The following is a 19160-nucleotide window of genomic DNA, read 5'->3' on the forward strand; positions in this document are numbered from 1 at the left end:
GGCACAGATTAGCACAAAAATTCCAAATCCTTTTATAGCCGGAATGGTATATTGGTTATTTCTGATATTGGTTGTCGGAATATGTGTGGCAGGGACAGGGATACTGGCGATACTGATAGAAATAAAGGTTATAGAATTATATAAGAAAAACTGTTGGGATGTTATTACTCTACTGATGATACTGACAAGTACTGCTGTCATCATTTATTTTGGAGAAGCAATTAAAAAAGCACTTTCCGTAAATCTTCTATTGCTTTTCGTACTTTCTCAGGGAGTATATCTTGGAATCAGATGTTATTTGAAAAATCGGTTAGGTACCAAGCAATATTGGTGAAAACATGCTAAAAAACGTATAATAGCAGGGGATAAAACATCGTCCCCTACTATTATATAAACAGCGAAGTTTTACCCATCTCTCTCTTTTGAAAGATTCGCTACTTGTGGAACCGAGATATAAGGTTTCGCCTGTGTTCTTTGGTGTATCACTACCACATTTCTCTGTACCGATGTAATCTTTCTGCATACGGAAGCAAGAGATACAATATTCCTTATTTTAAAACATAATTACAATTCCTGTTTGACAAGAACGATCATCATAGAAGGATTGTATTTGTCCCCACTCATAATAATATTCGACGCCTGTCATACTCTTTTTACTGGGAGTACCTAAGCATTTCCTTAAAAACCTATTATTTTCTTCTTGCAACTTTTCTAAGACTGTACCATTCATTGTCTCATATTTCGTAGAATACTTTTTGTCTGCTCGAACCAATTCAATCTTTTTTACTTTTCCATGTCTTCCATAGATTGTAACATAAAACTTCTTATAAAGCCATTTTAAAGGTTTCTTAGAAATCAATATTGTATAAGAATACTCTGTTTGAGCAATCTTAAAATCAATTTCTTTAAATAGGGAAATACTTCCTTTGGGAGTAATTTTATATCCCCCTATTTTTAACATATCTTCCTTTAGCTCATCCTTTATTTGGATAATCTCCATACTTACTATAAAAACAACATAGCCTTCACACACTACAACGGTAACTATTTTTGCCCATAGCACATCTGGAACAAACATGTTCCAAGCTATAACAGGAAGCAAAGCTACTCCTACCGCAGTCACCAGTAGAAGCACCCTCCAAATATAATTTTTCTTTCTTTTTCCTTCATTAGTTAAATTTTCATCATAATAAAGATGACCTGGGGCTTCGAATGAGTTTAATAGAAATTCCTTTAAAAATGACACCAGAACCGCTCCCCAAGAAGATTTCTTTTGTTCCTTCATATTACCCAATCTCCTCTGCTATATGATTATTTTTCATTCTATTTTTTACTTAACTTATACATTAGCAAGATTTTTAGTTATTCTTCTAACAATATTTTTATCCCCGCTTTTTCTGCTTTATGCGAAAAGTCAACAGCAAATCCCCATCCCATCTCTGCAAATTGCCATTTCTTCGTTTTTTTGTAATTTTATAGCTTTCAACTGTAGACACTTTATTTAATTCAGGATATAACTTCTTAAGTGTAAGTATTTGTTTATTTCTGCTTATTTTTTCATTCCATATAATTGTTAATTTAACCTGTTTTCTTTCAAAAAAACCCACCTTACATAAATCTGCATAGCAGGCTTCTGGTATTGATATATCATTGTTTTTTAACATTTTTCTCCTTTATTTAATTTTATAAAAAACTTCTAAGCCCTATTAAAAGAAATATGAAGCCTATTAGAGGAACAGGTATCATACAAATGAGAAACACATTAAATTTTTTCCTTGCTTCATCAGTATTTTCTTCTTTTGTTACTTTTGCTTTTTTCATAACTATAAAAGGGAATATCAGTAATAATAATCCTCCAACTACTGCTAACAATATTTTCATCTTATATATTCCTTCCTTATCTTTAAATAAATATTAATCATGTATCGTACTATATTCCAATCCTAATGCACTTTTTCTTCTACAAATTCTTTTACTATCGCCTATTGATGTATTTTCATATTCACTGTTTGAAACAGTATATATTTCTCTTTTACCATTACAACTTACATATAACTCTCTATCTCTAGTTTTACCACTGCTAATCTTTTTGTCTGTTACAATTGCAATTTCATGAGTTGCCCCATCAAATGTAAATAAAAAATTTATTGGGAAGCTAATTGTAAATGCGATTATAAAAGCAGCAAATACAACTGAAAGTTTACGTCCAAATTTCTGTGGTACATCTGTTTTTAAAGATTTAATAATAAATGGCAGTGCAAGTAAAGCAGTAATAATTGCCGTAATCTTCATATAGTTTCCAAATTCATAATTAAAGAGTTTACTCGTATTCAGGGATAAAAGCATTGCTATTGCTGCACCCATAAATGGTAATTGATACGCCAGTTCTTGTCCTTTTTTTGTGGTGACTTCTATAAATATATATGGATAATATTTTATATACACTGCATATGTAATCATCAAAACCATTATAAATATAACTAACATTGTTTTGCCACCAATAAAAAATGCTACCGCATCAGCAATTATTAGAATCCAACCTAAAGCTTTTAAAAATTGCTTTGTTTTTTTACGCTTTTCTTTTTCTATTGTTTTTGACATATTTTTGATAGTTGTATTCTCATTACATATAGATTTATAGAAATTCTTTTCTATCCAGTTTAAAGCAGGTACATACTTTGATACATCTTTGTTCTGTTCAACTAACTCACCAAAATCCACAAGATCTATTTCATGTTTTATAAGTGTATCATATAAAATATCATAATTTACATACACTTGCTCCAGAGTTACAAGTCTATTGTACATCTTATCAATTAATATGACATCTGTTCTACCATTTAATGGAATCATTAAAATACAACGAATATCATTATATTTTATATGCTGAGTTTTCTTAACCAGATAGCTAAATACAATTTCATCTTCATTTACTACAATTATTTGTTTCTTGTATGCCAAAATTAAAGCAATACCTAAAAATACAAAAGGCATAAAACATATCGCAACCCCCATATTTCCTGTAACAAATGTTACCAGTACGATTATTAAAAAAAGAACTGTTGTTACTATTCCTAAATTTTTTACAAATTTACTTAATCTAATGACATTATCCATAAACTCAATCTCCCTATATGATTCACATTTTTCATTTTTTACGTTCTAATTTCTTCTTATCCTTTTTTATTTCTGCAATCTTTACTTGCAGCCAGTCCACATTTCTATTTCGGGCAGAAATTTTAGCGATTTTTTTCTGATTTTTATATAAAATAAGAGCTTCTCCAAATAAATTCTTTTTTCTTTTCATCTGGGTAATATCCGTTAATCTTATTTTACAGTTCTTCCTTAAAAATCCATTTCTATATAGCCATCCATCCTTGACAATTGTTTTGTCCATTAAAACATAAAATAAATTTCTAATTATCTTTTCATAAGTTCTTATAACACCGATATATCCCTATTTTACAGGCTTTATCGGTGTTTTCTTTTTGGCAGATACTTCTTATAACCACTCATAAATCTGCATTCTTACTAAGTCCGTTTTCTTTTGGAAATATTTTTTCAATGTCACGAAAGCGGTTTGCACAGAATATATGTGGTAAAATATTCCAAGCGTGAATGGAATGGTCGCAACCGCTGTTTGTTATTGTGAGTTGTCCCCATGTTACTGCCGAATTGAACGCATTATTTAAATAGCTCATATCCTTTTCTTGTAATGCTAAGTAACTTCCTAAATAAACAATCTTTTTTCCGAAATTTTCATGCAATAATTTCAGCCATATAATAATCTGTTCTTCTGGCTTTTTACTTTGACAGTATTTCGTATACTTCTTTAATCGCTCATCAATATATGCGTTCATGTTGGCATATCCAAACATTTTATCCACATTTTGTAAATATAGTTTGATAAGTTCCTTTTTTTCCATAGAGTACCTCGTTTCACTTATAAAATTTTGCTATTTGCTACATAAATGCTTTCAATCCCATTAGAATAAGTATAATAGCAATATATACACCCCACTTATCCCAATTATAAGTGTCATAATAAAATTGAAAACAATACAAACTTTCTTCTGATTTAAAGAAAAATGTTCAAATTTTTCAAGGTTGTATTGACGAATATAACTTTTAGTAATTATGGAATAAATTGAATAACCAATAGCAATGATACTTGAAATAATAGCAATAATATCAGTCATTTTACAATCCATATCTTCCCTCCTAAAAAGTTTGCATATCATTACCACAAAAATTAAAATATTATAATGTTTAAATTTATTGTTTTTCTTTTGTGAAATAGATACTTTTTATATCACATCTTATAAAATGCGGTTTTGCCTTGTAAATACAGCGTTTTCCGCCTGTTAGTGTATAGTGTCTTTTGTTTTTTGTGCCCCCCTTGTTAGATAACGGGGGCTTAATCTTCGCTCGCCACAGGCTCGCTCACAGACGAAGTAAACCAGCCACTTGCAAGACATGGCAGAAAAATCTGAAAGATTTTCCTGCCACCGTGTCTGGATCACTCCGTCTGCCTAACTAATAATATAGTATTATGTAAAAATGTCATTTTATTTAGGTACATCTACCGAATAGCTTAAACAGTCACCTCTTTTGTTACTTTGTAAGTCATTGTAATACCATAGATACATGACTCTGTCATATACATTGATTTCAATTACACCGTCCGGTTTTTGTCCTTCTACTTCCAATGAATAGATTTCTTTATCATGTGCATAGCCGTAAACAAAACGCTTGCTTGGATAATCGGGGTTTAAGTCTTGTTGGAAATCACTTAATTTCAAAGAAGAGTGAATAAGCTCTGTAATATCATCTAACAAAATTCTATCTCGTTTCGTTGTAACCGGTGTAGCATTTATAAATGCGTATTGTGTATGCCCATTCTGTATCTGCTTTTTACAACGAGCCATTACTAAGCCTTGAATATCATCGTTATCATTTCCAGCCCGATAGAAAATCGTATCATATTTTTTGCCTTGCCATATATGCAAGGTTTCATCAACATGATTAAGAAAATCAGCAGGAACCGAAAGTTCCTCATTTTCAGCATTCAAAGTGGAAAGTTGAATAGCTTCTTCAATCGTGTCATAATATACAAGCTTGGCATTATTTTTATCATAATCATTTATCGTAAATTCCACGTATTCATTATCTTTATTTTCTTCTTCCGGAACATAAGTATAACGACCATTTTCAATATGGTCATCATATTCAACATCAACAAATAACCCAATCCCTATCAGAGCTACAAAAATCAAAGAAATCGCTCCAATTATGATTAACATTATTTTCAAAAATTTTTTCATGGCATACACTTCCTTAATCACTTCAAGTTTATCTATTATTATTTATCATATTATATAATTAGAAAATTGAGTAGTCATCACTTTTCTAGTATCTGTCAGAATATTTTTTATTCCATAAATTATCAAGAGTGTAAACATTGCTACGCAACAAGCTCTTGACAATTCATGTCCTAAAAAATGATTAATAATCAAGCAGAAAAAGAATAGTTATACTGTATTACAGCAACAAAAAAGACATCTCATATTCTGTATGAAATGCCAATTTTGCCTTTATTTATGCTGTTTTCTCTGTCGTATCAAGGTTCTTTCATTCGTAGTAAATTAGTGGTAAAATTCTTTTATTTTTTGTTTCATATTGCTTAAAATCCCTGTGTTTATGCGGATAATTCGATTTTTACTCTTTTTGGGATAAAAACTGCATCACAATATCGAACCAAAATATAAAAATCAATTTTATCTCTTTATCATAATTATATACATCAACTAACCACATTGTAAAGCAAAAAGCAAGCCATTTTCAGACTTGCTTTCCACCAGATTACTGCACCTTATTGCCAAATCATCTCCTTATTCAAAATTCCCTTTTCACACTCTTGTATAGTATTTATTTGCTACCCATTCCATCTGTTTATCTGCCTTCAACTCTTCCTTAATCCCCTGTGTCTATTTCATTTGCTCTACAATTGACTATTATTCCAGCGATTATATAAAAACCATAACCAATACAAAATATGGAAACGGTGCTTCTAACTATACCGCTAAAGCCTTTCGCCATTATCCCGAAAATAGTACTCCAGCAGAGAAATAGCGCCAGCAGACATAAAAAACTCGAACCCCTTGTAAAATGGGCATCAGAAGTTTTCTACCCGTTATTCTTGTTCTATAATTCAAGTGAATCTTCTGAATCTATCCACATCTGTAAATTGCCATCGAGATATAATCTTGCATATTCTAAAGGCTCATCCACAGCCAATGAAGTAAGCGCACATTCTGATCCATATGTGGTTTTTAAATCTTTTTCAGCTCCCCAGCAATCAATGCGAAGCATATATCCAACACTTATGCTTTTCTCTTTTTTTCATTCTATCACAAGCTCACCATTAATCATCATTTTTTTGATATTTTTTCTTTTCCCCCACTGTAAAACAGGCTCTCAGCGTTTCGTTATATAGAGGGGTACACATACAGAGCAAGATCCACCCATGTTTAACGGTATTGCCATTTGGCCTCCCGTCAACCTATGGGTTTTATCTTAATGGGGATCTCCCCATACCCTCTCAATAACAGACGTTTCACTTGTCTGTTGGTTCCACCTAAAGGTGTTCACAGCACTATTTCTAATATCGGAAGGGACAGCCGATATTGAAATACGTGGACTCCCGGTGGGAGGAATAGTCTCAGCGGAAGGAGGAGTATGAGAACAAAAAACAAAGATAAAGAACTGAATCACAGACATTTTATAGGATTACGTCTTACAGATGTCGAACTGGATTTATTAGATCAAGGTGCAGCTTGTTTGTCCATTAGCCGATCAGAATATCTGAGAAAACTACTACTTGAAAAGCAAATCAATCACCAAATTGAAGTTGTTGCAGACATGAACGATCTCAGAAAACTGGTCAGTGAATATGGAAAAATCGGATCGAATCTCAATCAGATTGCCAAGCATTTTAACAGCGGTGGCAGTCAGTCACGTGCTATAGAAAACGAAATCCATCAGTGCATCACGGACTTATTCCTATTGAGAAAAGAGGTACTGAAACTGGCAGGTGGTATGAATGGCAATCGTAAAACACATTAAAAGCAGAAATGCAAATTACTCAGCTGCTATCAATTATCTTCTGTTTGAACATGATGAAAAAACCGGGGAAAAGATTATAGATGAATCCGGACGAAGCATCTTGCGAAAAGAGTTTTATATGGATGGGCTAAACTGTGATCCGATGTCTTTTGACAAGGAATGTGAACTGACAAATGCTCATTTTCACAAAAATAAGAAACGTGAAGATATCAAAAGTCACCACTACATTATCAGCTACGATCCGAGCGATGTTACAGAAAACGGACTTACCGGACCAAGAGCACACGCAATCAGTTTGGAACTTGCAAAGCAGATGTTTCCCGGATATCAGGCACTGATAGTTACTCATACCGATGGTCACAATGAATCTGGAAATATCCATACTCACATCGTCATCAACAGTGTGAGGAAGACTGCAGTGGAAAGGCAGCCTTATATGGATAAACCACATGAGGAAGCCGCCGGTTACAAGCATCGTTCCACTGATAAATTCATGAGCACTTTTAAGAAAACTGTCATGGATCGGTGCCAACAGGAAGGACTTCACCAGATAGATCTTCTTGCACCGGCTGAGAAAAAAATCACTCAGAAAGAGTATATGGCACAGAAACACGGACAGCAAAAAATGGATGAGATCAATCAGAAAATCATCGAAGATGGTCTCAAACCAACATCCACTGTGTTCCTTACACAGAAGGAATATTTGCGAAATGCGATTAATGAATGTGCTGCCACTTCCAATAGTTTTGATGAATTCCAATCCAAACTTCTGGAACAATTTCAGATTTCTGTAATTGAGCATCGTGGCAGATACAGCTATCTTCATCCTGATCGACAGAAGAGGATCACTGAACGTGCACTTGGAACACGATATGGAAAAGCACACCTGGAACAGACCTTCTTACGCAAGGATCCACTGACCATTCTCTACGTCAGATCTCACCTGCGCCTGGTTGTAAATCTCCAGACAAATGTGAAAGCAATGCAGAGCCCAGCTTATGCTCATCGGGTAAAACTTTCTAACCTGCAGCAAATGGCAAATACCATTATCTATGTGCAGGAGCATGGATTTGATACACAGTCAGATCTGAAAAACACATTGCTTGCATCAAAGCAGGAACTGGCTGAACTGCAGACACAGTTTACTCAGCATCGATCCAATCTAAGAATCCTAAACGAGCAAATTCGTTATACCGGACAGTACTATGCAAATAAGGAAGTTTATTCCCAGTTTTCAAAAGCAAAGTACAAAGGAAAGTACCGGAAAGAACATGCGAAGGAAATTCAGAAATATGAAGAAGCCAGAGATTGGCTGAGATCCTTTTATCAGGATGGAAAGATGACAAGCCTAAAAACCCTGACTTTACAAAAAGAAAAACTGCAACAGCAGATAGCTTCCGAAGAAGAAGCAATAAGCAGCTTGAAAGAAAAATTAAAAGATCTGGATACTGCCGATCAGAATGTTGATTTCATTCTTCAGATGCAGATTCCGGAACCAGTAAGATCAAAAACCAAGGATCTCGAAAGATAACCATCACAAAACAAAGGAGGAACTATCACATGACACAAGAAGAATTTAATGTTGTATTTGAACTTCAGATGAGAAAATGTGCTGATATTCTGGCACATAAAAAGAAAGAATATACCGGTGACAATATTGACCGCCTCAGTGCATTCAAGATTGCTGCCGCTTTACAAAACTGCGATCCAAAAGCAGCACTGGCCGGTATGATGTCGAAACATGTCGTATCCCTTTACGATATGTGTTATTCCACTCTGTTACATTTTGACATGGAACAGTGGGATGAAAAAATCACAGACTGCATCAATTATCTGATCCTTTTAAAAGCTCTGGTAAAGGAGGAACAGGCCTATGGATCACATTGAAACAGCTATCTTAAACTGCTATGGAATCCGGGAAGCAGAACAGAATATGGTCTTTGCTGCCAGACTCACACAACACGGTCATACGATCCAGAACATGGCAGATCTGATGGATCTTTACCGTCAATCCTACAGTCAGAAGACTGTAGAAAACATTGCAGGGCTTCCGCATCCAACCGTGCAGAAATTCATGGTCATTACCGTAGCTGTTGTTGGTGCAAGCAGACGCTTCCTGGCACAGATCACAAGACATCAGAACGAAGTAAAGTACATGAGTGCATCTCTGCAGTACAGCAATTATTCCGGTCATGCTGCATTTGCTATTCCATATGGAATCATGAAAGCAGATAAAGAAATCCAGGATATTTACAAGAAAAGCTGTCAGTCAGATCTGGATCATTATGCAGAGCTTTGTGCCTTAGGCATTGATCATGATTCAGCCGGATATGCCACACCTCAGGGACTTCGAAACGTACTGATCATCAGCGCGACACCTTACCAGTGGAAGCATATGATTGGCCAAAGAACCTGCCGAAGAAATACGGATGAAACAAGGATTGTGATGCTACAGATCTGGCAAAGATTGTACAAATTAAGCCCAATCCTTTTTGCACCGGATCTTACCGGTCCATTCTGTCAGAGAGGAAGCTGCATGGAAAAACAGATGTCCTGCCAGAATCCTATTTCAAAGCTTTGGATACCGTCAGATATCTTAAAAGCAGATTATCCATTGCTCATCAGGAAGGAGGTGAGCAGCCATAAAGATTAAACTGATTGACTTTGGTCTGAAAGCAGATCATCATCCCTTCCGGCCACATGAAAATGATGCCGGTGCGGATGTATTCATGCCTTATGATTGCGTATTAAAGCCAGGCGAAGTTGCGAGAATTCCGCTTGGATTTGGTCTCATCATCCCGGATGGATTTGCCGGATATGTCTTTCCACGAAGCAGCATGGCTGCAAAAGGACTGGTATGCGAACTTCCACCGATTGACTCCGGTTACCGTGGTGAGATCCATGCCATTATCAGCAACGTGAGCACATCTTCTCAGATCATTCATAAAGACACACGCGTCGGTCAGCTGGTGATCACACCGGTTGTGATTGCAGACTTTGTCCTGGATCTCGGTGAAGAACGAGGAACTGGGGCTTTTGGAAGCACAGGAGAATAATACTATGATTACATTTGGAAGAAAATTAAAACACTTAAGACAGAAAAATCATCTCACCCAGAAAGAACTTGGCATGGCTGTTGGATTTCCCGACAGCTGTGCTGATGTCCGGATTGCTCAGTATGAAAGCGATGTCCGAACACCAAAAGAGGATCTTATGAAAATCTTTGCATCAACACTCGGTGTTCCGGTTGAACTCTTTACTGTACCGGTACTCTCAGAACCTAGGGAATATGAGACGGCGGAGTATTGGAGGTATGAGTTAGGGGCGGAACTAGATTAATTGTCATAATACTGATATGAGGCAACGGATTTTCCGCTGCCTCGCTTTTATCATTTTGAGGGTAATTGAAAATATCCTCCTGTGTTGAGCAATCCTCTTTTTCTGCGCTTTATCTGCATATCTATATATTTCATTTTATTTCTGTTCCATCGATAAAAAGCACATATTTATCCGGATTATGAACAATATCATAATCTTTTCCATATTCAATCGGTCTAAATTCTATCTGCATAATGGATTTTCCATTTTCGATATCTTCTTTCCAAGAATATACGGTCATATCAAGGCTGGTTGCATATCCATGATCTGTAGAAAATTTTATTGAATGAAATGAATTCTCTTTGTACATTTTTAAAAGCAGTCTTGTAAATGCTTCTTTATCAGAAATATTTTTTCTGTTAGCAACTACTGTAAGATTCTCATCTCTATTCATAGAAAAACTGCCAACTACATCTGGCTCACCTTCTTTATGCTTTAATAAGCTTTTCCCAATTATCATTCCAACAATAATCGAAAAAACGATAGCAACAAATACAAGTGTTATATTTTTTTTCTTCATTTTATCAAGTTCCTTAGAATTATATATAAGTCTTTAGAACTACTATATCATATTTTCACGTTAAACCAAATAAAAAAGAAGAGCAATAAGCCCTTCCATCTTCTTATTCACGTATTTATTCCACCAATGCTCTCACTGCATTGATAATTCTCTGTTGCTTTTCTTTAGGTAGTTTCTCTATCATTTCAGATAATTCATTCGTAACGCCGCTAACCGAATGTGTCACAACATCAATCAATAGTGTATCTGCTGAAACATCTAATGTATTTGCAATCGCAATAAAAGTATCAAGTTTTGTTACTTTCAGTCCTCTCTCTATAACACTTACATGAGTTGGACTCAAGTTTACCAGTGCTGCCAATTCTTCTTGTGTAAGATTCTTAGCTTCCCTTGCAGCTTTTATTCTCTGACCAACCGCCTTTAAATCCATTGTGACACCTCCTTTAGACCGAATTATCGTTCTAAAATTAGTATAACGATTGATCTTTAAAACATACAGAATCTACAGATTGTCAACTTATTCTTTAGAACTATTTTAAATTAAAAAGGCCCAAAAGGGCACTTTCTCTTTTGAGCCTATACACTTTATCAGCTAACGTATTTTGCTTTCATTTTTTCTCATGGTCATGAGGCTTTTTTCTCTTAAATCGCATTCTATGAATCCTTCGATTGCTCTTTCTGTTCTTCAATAATTCGTTCGGTTGCTTTATGAATTCTATCCTTGGAATAGGGTGGTCTTAAATTCAATGATAACCGCCCTTTTTTAATCATATACGTTTCACTACCATCCTCCGAAGATCCTTTCAACCAGCAATCATCCGGATACTTCTCCGCAAAAGACCTCAACCGTTTCTGCAAGTTCTGATTGAAGGTATACACATCATAGAATCCATCATCTTCATTAGTCAGAATAATCGTTTCTTTTTCACACTTTAACCTTCGCATATTCTATCCCCGCTTTCTTTCCATTTCCTGATCCAGGTACTTTGGTATCGGCTTTCCGGACCGGCGAGCAATGGCAATCTGTTTCTGATGCAGTCGTTTGATTACGGACCTTCGTTTCTTAGGTTTATTATTTTGTTGATTTCGGGACGTCTGTTTGTTATTGCGTGCATCAGAAATTTTTTCCAGGTTCTTCTTCTGATTATTCACCAGACCGTCCACCATATCATAGTTAGCTTCTGTACCAGATTCTCTGCTTCGTTCATAAGTGCCGTTCTGGTAGAATTTCTGGTAATGTTCCAGACGGATTTTACCATCTTGTTTTAGCTGTTCGACCGGATTTAGCGGTACCTGCTGTTGGATGTAATCATGAATCTTTTGTTTTGTCTTTTCATCGAATTTCTTACATTCTTCGACAACCATTTTTCCATAAGCATCCAGGATAACACCCTGGGCCTGATCTCGGTATACCTGATGTTCCATCAAATAAAACTGTTTTCCATCAATAATGACGGTGTCTGTTGCAATCCAGTTCCCCTTTTTCCCATCAATCTGATAATTCTCAGTTTCCATAGTGATCAGTGCACCGGATGTGTTGATACGAATAAATCCGGCCAGATACTGTGGATAGTTCTCATCTACATAGTAGCAGCTGATTTCTCCATTCTTGTTCAATACGAGCACGTCACTGACTTCGCATTGATTTTTCGTCCGTTTCCAGATGTCAGCGACTTTTTCATTTTCCTGCATTTCATGAATCGAGATTAATCGGTAATTTTCGACAGTAATCGACACATTCTGCTGTCTTGCCTCTTGATATGGCAGATGCCACAGTGCTTTTCCTGCTGTCTGCTGATCTACTCGGTAGACTGCAAATTGATTAAGCTTCATAGGCATCATCCTCCAAGTTATTCAGATAATAATTCAGATCCAGAGAATAGTAGTATTTGTCTTCGATCTGCTGTAATTTTCCAACTGTAGAATTGATGATCTCAATTATTTCATCATTCTCAGGATCACTTTCTTCCTGTTCCAAAACTTCCAAAGCTTCTTTCAGTGTTTGGATTGTTTCTTCCTTTGTGTGCTGCTGGAAGATAGCAGTAATAGTCAGTTCGTTTTCTTCCAGGTTTACATTTCTCATAGGCTCATTTCCCCCCTTTTCTTTTTCGGTATTGGTTTCATCTGTATATTCAGCTCCTTCTCGTTTTTTTCTTCGCTTATATTTTTTTCGTTATCCACTTTCTTATTGGATTCCAGAGGATTTTCCACATTTGGATGTCTTTCTTCCAAGTATTTTTCCACACGACTGATTGCATTTTGCACATAAGAATTTTCTCTAAATCCAGGAATCGAATTCAAAAATTCTTTCTGTATTTTTCCTTCAATCATCAGACTCTGCATTCCTTCATAATCACTTCCGTCTTTCAGATCAAAGCCAACACATTTCAGTCCATGCATACGTTCTGATGGGATTTTCTCATAAGCTTCCAAGGCTTCTGGTAATGTCAGGTCATAATGTACTTCACCCATTACAGGAAATTCAGCACATTCAGCCGCATAAAAACTGATACATGTAAGATCATTTTCATAATCCACATTTTCTATTTCTGGGACAATATCGAGTATTTTTTCTCTTTGTGCTGCAAAGTCTGGAAGTTCTGCAAATCCAAATCGATCCACGTAATATGCCTGCATATCCCCACCACGGTTTGTAATGATAACATCACTGACCGACATAGAATGTGCTTTATAATCTGCCGGTGGATTATCATTGAATATCGCGTACAAATCATCCAGCTTTTCATTTTCATGTAATCTGCCAGAATAGACACATTTATAATTGGCCGCATCGATTGTAATGCCATCTTCTTTGACCATTGCCATATTCATAAATAAATGTTGTTTTCCCGGTGTGCCTTCATCCACATGGTAAATCGCATAGCGGTCACCATTACCTCTGAACATTTCTTCCTCTAGGGTATAATCAAACTTAAATGGATACAAAGCCCGATCAACTCTTTCCGAAATATCCGTTCCTTCTGCAATCGTATCTTCCAGCCAATCTTTGATATCTTCCCATGATTCAAACTGCAAATACCCAGCAATTTCATGTGTCCCATCCGGTGCCAGTACAATATGTCCCGGTTTGCTTTCCCGATAATCATAGCGGTATCCGGCTGCTTCCAGTGCATCTACCAGAATGCCGTATTTTTCATGTAATTCTGTTTTCTGTTTTTCTTCAAGAATGATTTCCAGCTCTTCTGTAAGCTGATCAATCATTTCACCGGCTGTCTTGCGAATCACATCCATAGATGTTTTCATTTCCTTCATTTCCCGGCTGCTACTCCAACCCGCAATGTAAGGAAAACTATAGTCCGATGTATCCAAACCAAAGGAAGAGCACACACAGTAAGCAACGGATTCAGCTTCAACCTCTTTTGTCAGTCGGTCTTTTTCTAATCCAAGACTTTCCATGATCTCTCTGTCATGCAGTTTTGCATGGGCGGTTTCATGAATAGCTGTCTTTAAGGTCTGGCTTTCACTGAGTCCTTTTTTTATCACGATTTCCTTGTCTGCATTGTGATAATATCCATTGGCATTGCCATCGATCTCATCGAATCTTATCGGCACTGGGGATATTTTCTGAATAGCCTGCATGAAAGAATCAAAATCCTGTACAGCCGCAGTCAATAATTCCGGTGCCAGTGTCTGGATTGGTTCCCCGGATGTCTGAGCAATATCAAAGACGGTAACTGCTTTAAAATGCGGAACTGTAACTTCCACCTGTTCAGTCTTAGGTTTTCCATCGGTTCCCATGATCGGTCGCTGATTTTCATCCAGAACCTCTTTTTCCTTCATTTTCTTATATGGTGCCGGTGCAATGATTGTAATTCCTTTTTCACCTTTCATGACCTGTCTCCCCATAGACTGCCAGTTTTTGTAGCTGGTAACAAGTGTGGCATCCGGTCGCTGCATAGCGATTAGCATTGTATTGTTAAAGGAATAATTGTGAAACTTTGCCATGGTTTTAAGAAATTCCTTATATCGGTTACTTGTAAAAAGTTCTTCCACACCGGATTCCAGTGACTGCATAATGCTGTCCATATCTTTTCCCTGAACCGGTAATGGAATTGTTGCTGTCTGCACCGTTGGAATATCTCTTACGTTATCTTTTTCTTTTGTATCTGTTACTTCTTCATAGGGTGCGATGGCTTCTGTCACCATTCCTTTAGTTAAATCAATGTCTTCAACACGAGTTGAAAAACGGATCCTGGCATCTGGAAATTCTCCTTTATCTCGAAAGGAATAGTAATTTCCATTCCGTCCTGTAATGATGTGATCAACCAATGAAATTCCCATCAATTCCCCTAATTCCTGCATTCTTGCTGTAGTCTGGATATCCGATGTAGATGGTGTCAGATTTCCGGACGGATGATTATGAATGAGCATCATTGAATGAGCATTAGAAAGAATTGCACTCTTAAATATTTCTCTTGGATTAATCAATGCTTCATTCAGCGATCCTACAGATACGATATTCATATTGATCGGTGTTAAATCTGCCTGTAAATTAACGATACAAAAGAGTTCCCGATCCATCTGAGAGAGAAATTCATTCATAACACGAATGGCTGCATCTGGATTATTCATTGGTTCTTTACTATAAAGTGGTGGCTGTTCCACCATACGAATTGCTACCTGTTCTAATTTATCTGCCATCAGCAACACCTCCGATCGGCACATTTATAATAAATTCCTGATCATGTAACGTCTCGATTTGCTTCTTCAATTTTTCAAACGAAAATGTGTGTAATAATCTTTTTTGATACTGGCTGTATCTTAAGCTTGTATTTGTTTTAATGTTTTCTTTCGTCATAATCTGCTCCTTTTCAAAAATGCCCCACGACATTTCTTTATGCCGCAGGGCGTTTGCTCATTTAACGGTTTTCATGCTTGGTATTAAAGTTCCATATCATGTTTCTTTGTTTTCGGTTTCTGATCTGGCTGTTCTTTTCCTGTTTTCTCTGTTTTTGCAGCCTGTGCTTCTTTTTCTTTCTGACGTTCTGTGAATCTGTCAGCTTTTTCAAAGACATGATCCTTTGTGTCAAAGTGATATACATCATTGGTAAGGCGTTCTGCAGGGGCTACCTGAGTGGCATTGACTTCTTTTACCATATCTCTTAACATTTCTGCATCCACTTGCCCGTCATCTGGCAAGACCAGCATTTCATGGATGGATGATGGCAAAATGAAGAAATCATTTCCCAGAAGTTCCCCCATGTTATCCATGAATTCCGGATAAAAGATCACACCGGCTCCATCAATTCTTTCTGTATTCGTAACAACAAAGAATGTCGGCATCTCGCTTGATTCCTGCAATGTTTCCTGCAGCATTTCACGTTCATCCGGTGTCAGCATGAGAATATTTTTCTGGTACATTTCATCTATCAATGCACCTATACTTGATACCTCCGGGGCCATGACACGCGGTGAACTTTTCATAGCATCTTCATGAAGCTGTTCTACAGAGATTCCATACTGTTCAAGCAGATCATTCTTGATAAACATGGAACTTAATCCATCCTGATCCTTGCCTACTACCACATGATAGGTAATTGCGAGGTCTTCCTTCAGCTGATGTGGCGCATTTTCGAGGACTTCCTTATTTGCTTCGGCTGATGATACACGGATAAACAGCTTGTCCTTCACGTCTTCATAATTTAAAATGGATTTCAGATCAACCTGTATCGGTGCCTCAATAACTATATCTGCAATCTTTCTGCATACAGTTTCCATTGTTACGCCAGGCTGTGCTTTATATGCTTCATACAGCTGATTAAGATTGATCGTCGGGGTAAGCATCTCACCTTCTTTTCTCACCATCAGTCCCGTATAGGCACGGTTCAGTTTCTGACACTCCATCGTTGATACTTCTGCATTCTCATAATCCTTTGGTAAAAAGAGTCTGATATTGTCCTTTACTTCATTTACAAATTCATTAAAATTCATTCTTCGTTTCCTCCTCTAATCTGTTTTCTTATTTCTTTTTGCTTTTGTTTTTTTGTTTCTTTTTGGGAAATGATAAAGAAAAATTCACCTTTCCGGTTTCATCTGTATCCATATGGAGATCTGCCTCAAAGTACATATTTTTCTTTCTGGAATACAGGTCTTTCACATGCACACTTCCGTTTTTCAGAAGTTCTGCAGCCATCTTTTTATCCATGGTTTTTTCCATGCTCTGCAGATAGCGGTTATCTTTCCAGAGCGCAAAGTGACAATCATGGTTGCTGCAATAGAAGTTGGGTTTGCTTTCATATACCAGGCTTCCACATACCGGACAGGTTCCAATGCTTTCTCTGGTCTGAAATCTTCTTGTTTCTTCTTCGGAAATCGCATCGCATCCATTCAGCATCATGGTCAGCATGTTTTTGATCCCAGTCATAAACTGTTCCGGTGCAATCTCTCCATGCTCCATCAAAAGCAACTGATTTTCCCATTCTGCAGTCATACCTGCAGATTTCAGGAAGTCTGGCAGGATCTCCACAAGGACTTTTCCATCATCTGTTGGAAGAATCTGTTTTCCTTTTCGGGTGGCATACTGGGAATAGATCAGTTTTTCGATGATACCGGCTCTTGTTGCCGGTGTTCCTAATCCTTTCTTTTCTGTGTCTTCATCGAATTCCTTATTTCCAGCAGTTTCCATTGCCGCAAGGAGCGTATCTTCACTGTATGGTTTTGGTGGTGACGTGAAATGTTCTGTCTTTTCTGCAGCTACAGCATAGAAAGTCTGCCCCTGGATTACTTTCGGCATCCGATCTTTCATTTCCTGATCTGGATCTGCGATTGCCATGCGGTCCTTATTTTTGAAGCAGTTTTCAAAGAGTTTCCATCCATCCTGCAGGACAATTTTTCCTTTTGACTTGAAGATTTCTCCCTGGCATTCCACCTCAATCTCTGTTTCCTGGTAAATGTGATCCTTACTCATTGCCATGACCGTATGAACTGCGATCAGAAACAGAATCTTTTCTTCCCAAGATTTCAGTTCACCCAGATGACAGGATGCAAGCTCCATCGTTGGGATGATTGCATGGTGATCTGTCACTTTACTGTTATTCATGACTTTCTTCACATCTGGCTGCTCCGGCTGATCAAACGGACCTGTCAGTTGATATTTCTCATAAATCTGACGGACCACATTTCTTGCGGTCTGCTCCATATCTTCGGTCAGATACTGGCTGTCCGTCCTTGGATAAGTGATCAGTTTCTTTTCGTACAGGCTCTGGGCGGTATCCAGTGTCTGTTTAGCTGTCATTCCATAGATACGGTTTGCTTCTCTCTGCAGCGTGGTCAGGTCATAAAGCTTTGGTGCTTTTACTTTCTTTTCTGTTTCTTTTACTGCGCTGATACTAGCTTCACTTCCCTGGCATCTGCTTCTTAACTGTTCTGCCTTATCCGAATCAAAGATTTTTGGCTTTATAGCCGGAATTCCATCACAATCGAGTTCCACATCGAAATACTTTTCTTTCTGGAAATTGCTGATCTGTCCGGCACGTTCCACCAACATGGCAAGTGTCGGTGTCTGAACCCTTCCAACTGTCAGCTTTTTGAAGTACTTTGTGGTGTAAGCTCTTGTTGCATTCATTCCTACCAGCCAGTCAGCCTGAGAACGGCATACAGCAGCTTCGGCCAGATGTCGGTATTCCTCCGCGGATCTCAGATGCTGCATTCCATCAAGGATTGCGGAATCTTCCAGAGAACTGATCCATAATCGTTTCACCGGCTTTTTACTTCCAGACAAGTCATAGACATGTTTGAAGATCAATTCTCCTTCACGTCCGGCATCACAGGCATTTACGACGTATTCAATTTCCGGACTGTTGAGCAGTCTTTTTAAGATATAGAACTGATCTTTCTTATCTTCTGAGACTGTAACTTTCCAGTCTTTCGGGATGATCGGGAGATCTTCATATCTCCACTGGTTAAATTTTTCATCGTAGGCATCTGGAGAAACATATTCTGCCAGATGTCCGAAACACCAGCTGACCATACAGTCGGTTCCTCTTAAATATCCGTCTTCTCGTTTCTGTGCTCCAATCACCTCTGCGATTGCTCTTGATACACTTGGTTTTTCTGCAATTACTAAATACATGATGTATTACCTCCTTCATATAACGAAACGGAGAGAGCATGTTTT

General features: G+C 37.3%; 24 protein-coding genes. 7 read left to right on the plus strand and 17 right to left on the minus strand.

Going from position 1 to position 19160, the window contains the following annotated elements; translation table 11 throughout:
* Window positions 1-334 (plus strand): DUF6040 family protein (locus G5B11_RS18970; protein WP_244093015.1); only part of this gene is annotated, 334 nt, incomplete at its 5' end.
* 219 nt (window positions 335-553) lie between these two features.
* Here the strand turns inward: G5B11_RS18970 and G5B11_RS13025 are convergent.
* From G5B11_RS13025 to G5B11_RS13060, 8 genes are all read right to left on the minus strand, one after another.
* The gene (locus G5B11_RS13025) at window positions 554-1285 is read right to left on the minus strand and encodes a hypothetical protein (RefSeq protein WP_005334769.1); all 732 of its coding nucleotides are present in this window, start codon (window positions 1283-1285) and stop codon (window positions 554-556) included.
* 97 nt (window positions 1286-1382) lie between these two features.
* The gene (locus G5B11_RS13030) at window positions 1383-1664 is read right to left on the minus strand and encodes a hypothetical protein (protein WP_055057068.1); all 282 of its coding nucleotides are present in this window, start codon (window positions 1662-1664) and stop codon (window positions 1383-1385) included.
* A gap of 19 nt (window positions 1665-1683) precedes the next feature.
* Window positions 1684-1881, minus strand: a complete 198-nt coding sequence (locus G5B11_RS13035) for a hypothetical protein (RefSeq protein ID WP_005334773.1) — start codon at window positions 1879-1881, stop codon at window positions 1684-1686.
* Window positions 1882-1914: 33 nt separating this feature from the next.
* Complete coding sequence (locus G5B11_RS13040; RefSeq protein WP_005334774.1) at window positions 1915-3117, minus strand: hypothetical protein; 1203 nt, start codon at window positions 3115-3117, stop codon at window positions 1915-1917.
* A 31-nt stretch (window positions 3118-3148) separates the two neighbouring features.
* Entirely contained in the window at window positions 3149-3307 is a 159-nt protein-coding gene (locus G5B11_RS19140; protein WP_226901469.1) for a hypothetical protein, read from the minus strand.
* A 205-nt stretch (window positions 3308-3512) separates the two neighbouring features.
* Window positions 3513-3926 carry a hypothetical protein gene (locus G5B11_RS13050; RefSeq protein WP_005334777.1) on the minus strand — a complete coding sequence of 138 codons (414 nt, stop codon included), beginning with the start codon at window positions 3924-3926 and terminating at the stop codon, window positions 3513-3515.
* Window positions 3927-4568: 642 nt separating this feature from the next.
* Window positions 4569-5324: a hypothetical protein gene (locus G5B11_RS13055; RefSeq protein WP_040015611.1), complete on the minus strand. Its 756-nt coding sequence runs from the start codon at window positions 5322-5324 to the stop codon at window positions 4569-4571.
* 880 nt (window positions 5325-6204) lie between these two features.
* Complete coding sequence (locus G5B11_RS13060) at window positions 6205-6387, minus strand: DUF6061 family protein (protein WP_052302926.1); 183 nt, start codon at window positions 6385-6387, stop codon at window positions 6205-6207.
* A 351-nt stretch (window positions 6388-6738) separates the two neighbouring features.
* On the opposite strand from G5B11_RS13060, the gene G5B11_RS13065 reads away from it, so the two are divergent.
* The 6 genes from G5B11_RS13065 to G5B11_RS13090 are packed head-to-tail and all read left to right on the plus strand — an operon-like array spanning window position 6739 to window position 10464.
* Window positions 6739-7125, plus strand: coding sequence for a plasmid mobilization protein (locus tag G5B11_RS13065; RefSeq protein WP_055183012.1), 387 nt, complete (start codon window positions 6739-6741; stop codon window positions 7123-7125).
* Window positions 7103-8656 (plus strand): relaxase/mobilization nuclease domain-containing protein, encoded by a 1554-nt coding sequence (locus G5B11_RS13070; RefSeq protein WP_173728570.1) that lies wholly within the window; start codon window positions 7103-7105, stop codon window positions 8654-8656. The genes G5B11_RS13065 and G5B11_RS13070 overlap by 23 nt, the downstream gene beginning before the upstream one ends.
* Window positions 8657-8685: 29 nt before the next feature.
* Window positions 8686-9012: a hypothetical protein gene (locus G5B11_RS13075; protein WP_029471619.1), complete on the plus strand. Its 327-nt coding sequence runs from the start codon at window positions 8686-8688 to the stop codon at window positions 9010-9012.
* Window positions 8999-9778: an FAD-dependent thymidylate synthase gene (locus G5B11_RS13080; RefSeq protein ID WP_118700680.1), complete on the plus strand. Its 780-nt coding sequence runs from the start codon at window positions 8999-9001 to the stop codon at window positions 9776-9778. Before G5B11_RS13075 ends, G5B11_RS13080 begins: the two co-directional genes overlap by 14 nt.
* 16 nt (window positions 9779-9794) lie before the next feature.
* On the plus strand, window positions 9795-10181 hold the full coding sequence (locus tag G5B11_RS13085) for a dCTP deaminase domain-containing protein (RefSeq protein WP_227061067.1): 387 nt from the start codon (window positions 9795-9797) through the stop codon (window positions 10179-10181).
* A 4-nt stretch (window positions 10182-10185) separates the two neighbouring features.
* A complete protein-coding gene (locus tag G5B11_RS13090) occupies window positions 10186-10464 on the plus strand; it encodes a helix-turn-helix domain-containing protein (RefSeq protein ID WP_173728571.1) in 279 nt (92 codons plus the stop codon).
* Window positions 10465-10594: 130 nt separating this feature from the next.
* Here G5B11_RS13090 and G5B11_RS13095 read toward each other — a convergent pair whose 3' ends face one another.
* The 9 genes from G5B11_RS13095 to G5B11_RS13135 form a co-directional block, all read right to left on the minus strand.
* Window positions 10595-11023 (minus strand): hypothetical protein, encoded by a 429-nt coding sequence (locus tag G5B11_RS13095; RefSeq protein ID WP_003864549.1) that lies wholly within the window; start codon window positions 11021-11023, stop codon window positions 10595-10597.
* A gap of 115 nt (window positions 11024-11138) precedes the next feature.
* Window positions 11139-11453 (minus strand): helix-turn-helix domain-containing protein, encoded by a 315-nt coding sequence (locus G5B11_RS13100; RefSeq protein WP_173728573.1) that lies wholly within the window; start codon window positions 11451-11453, stop codon window positions 11139-11141.
* 224 nt (window positions 11454-11677) lie between these two features.
* Window positions 11678-11968: a molecular chaperone gene (locus G5B11_RS13105; protein WP_118001299.1), complete on the minus strand. Its 291-nt coding sequence runs from the start codon at window positions 11966-11968 to the stop codon at window positions 11678-11680.
* A gap of 3 nt (window positions 11969-11971) precedes the next feature.
* Window positions 11972-12856 (minus strand): YodL domain-containing protein, encoded by an 885-nt coding sequence (locus G5B11_RS13110; protein WP_005334798.1) that lies wholly within the window; start codon window positions 12854-12856, stop codon window positions 11972-11974.
* A complete protein-coding gene (locus tag G5B11_RS13115) occupies window positions 12846-13106 on the minus strand; it encodes a transposon-transfer assisting family protein (RefSeq protein WP_003864553.1) in 261 nt (86 codons plus the stop codon). Before G5B11_RS13115 ends, G5B11_RS13110 begins: the two co-directional genes overlap by 11 nt.
* Window positions 13103-15685 carry a JAB domain-containing protein gene (locus G5B11_RS13120; protein ID WP_173728575.1) on the minus strand — a complete coding sequence of 861 codons (2583 nt, stop codon included), beginning with the start codon at window positions 15683-15685 and terminating at the stop codon, window positions 13103-13105. Before G5B11_RS13120 ends, G5B11_RS13115 begins: the two co-directional genes overlap by 4 nt.
* A complete protein-coding gene (locus tag G5B11_RS13125) occupies window positions 15675-15842 on the minus strand; it encodes a hypothetical protein (RefSeq protein WP_173728576.1) in 168 nt (55 codons plus the stop codon). The genes G5B11_RS13120 and G5B11_RS13125 overlap by 11 nt, the downstream gene beginning before the upstream one ends.
* Before the next feature lie 83 nt (window positions 15843-15925).
* On the minus strand, window positions 15926-16975 hold the full coding sequence (locus tag G5B11_RS13130; RefSeq protein WP_118313918.1) for a DUF5688 family protein: 1050 nt from the start codon (window positions 16973-16975) through the stop codon (window positions 15926-15928).
* Window positions 16976-17003: 28 nt separating this feature from the next.
* On the minus strand, window positions 17004-19115 hold the full coding sequence (locus G5B11_RS13135; RefSeq protein WP_173728578.1) for a DNA topoisomerase 3: 2112 nt from the start codon (window positions 19113-19115) through the stop codon (window positions 17004-17006).
* Between the last annotated feature and the right edge of the window lie 45 nt (window positions 19116-19160).

Source organism: Blautia glucerasea (assembly GCF_013304385.1).
GTDB classification, from domain to species: domain Bacteria; phylum Bacillota; class Clostridia; order Lachnospirales; family Lachnospiraceae; genus Blautia_A; species Blautia_A ammoniilytica.

Bases quoted from the DNA above. Each gene is read 5' to 3' on its own strand.
- G5B11_RS13120 (WP_173728575.1), bottom strand. From the start codon at position 15,685: ATGGCAGATAAATTAGAACAGGTAGCAATTCGTATGGTGGAACAGCCA.
- G5B11_RS13100 (WP_173728573.1), bottom strand. From the start codon at position 11,453: ATGGATTTAAAGGCGGTTGGTCAGAGAATAAAAGCTGCAAGGGAAGCT.
- G5B11_RS13105 (WP_118001299.1), bottom strand. From the start codon at position 11,968: ATGCGAAGGTTAAAGTGTGAAAAAGAAACGATTATTCTGACTAATGAA.
- G5B11_RS13125 (WP_173728576.1), bottom strand. From the start codon at position 15,842: ATGACGAAAGAAAACATTAAAACAAATACAAGCTTAAGATACAGCCAG.
- G5B11_RS13090 (WP_173728571.1), top strand. From the start codon at position 10,186: ATGATTACATTTGGAAGAAAATTAAAACACTTAAGACAGAAAAATCAT.
- G5B11_RS13055 (WP_040015611.1), bottom strand. From the start codon at position 5,324: ATGAAAAAATTTTTGAAAATAATGTTAATCATAATTGGAGCGATTTCT.
- G5B11_RS13050 (WP_005334777.1), bottom strand. From the start codon at position 3,926: ATGGAAAAAAAGGAACTTATCAAACTATATTTACAAAATGTGGATAAA.
- G5B11_RS19140 (WP_226901469.1), bottom strand. From the start codon at position 3,307: ATGAAAAGAAAAAAGAATTTATTTGGAGAAGCTCTTATTTTATATAAA.
- G5B11_RS13110 (WP_005334798.1), bottom strand. From the start codon at position 12,856: ATGAAGCTTAATCAATTTGCAGTCTACCGAGTAGATCAGCAGACAGCA.
- G5B11_RS13095 (WP_003864549.1), bottom strand. From the start codon at position 11,023: ATGAAGAAAAAAAATATAACACTTGTATTTGTTGCTATCGTTTTTTCG.
- G5B11_RS13070 (WP_173728570.1), top strand. From the start codon at position 7,103: ATGGCAATCGTAAAACACATTAAAAGCAGAAATGCAAATTACTCAGCT.
- G5B11_RS13135 (WP_173728578.1), bottom strand. From the start codon at position 19,115: ATGTATTTAGTAATTGCAGAAAAACCAAGTGTATCAAGAGCAATCGCA.
- G5B11_RS13030 (WP_055057068.1), bottom strand. From the start codon at position 1,664: ATGTTAAAAAACAATGATATATCAATACCAGAAGCCTGCTATGCAGAT.
- G5B11_RS13130 (WP_118313918.1), bottom strand. From the start codon at position 16,975: ATGAATTTTAATGAATTTGTAAATGAAGTAAAGGACAATATCAGACTC.
- G5B11_RS13065 (WP_055183012.1), top strand. From the start codon at position 6,739: ATGAGAACAAAAAACAAAGATAAAGAACTGAATCACAGACATTTTATA.
- G5B11_RS13035 (WP_005334773.1), bottom strand. From the start codon at position 1,881: ATGAAAATATTGTTAGCAGTAGTTGGAGGATTATTATTACTGATATTC.
- G5B11_RS13115 (WP_003864553.1), bottom strand. From the start codon at position 13,106: ATGAGAAATGTAAACCTGGAAGAAAACGAACTGACTATTACTGCTATC.
- G5B11_RS13040 (WP_005334774.1), bottom strand. From the start codon at position 3,117: ATGGATAATGTCATTAGATTAAGTAAATTTGTAAAAAATTTAGGAATA.
- G5B11_RS13025 (WP_005334769.1), bottom strand. From the start codon at position 1,285: ATGAAGGAACAAAAGAAATCTTCTTGGGGAGCGGTTCTGGTGTCATTT.
- G5B11_RS13080 (WP_118700680.1), top strand. From the start codon at position 8,999: ATGGATCACATTGAAACAGCTATCTTAAACTGCTATGGAATCCGGGAA.
- G5B11_RS13075 (WP_029471619.1), top strand. From the start codon at position 8,686: ATGACACAAGAAGAATTTAATGTTGTATTTGAACTTCAGATGAGAAAA.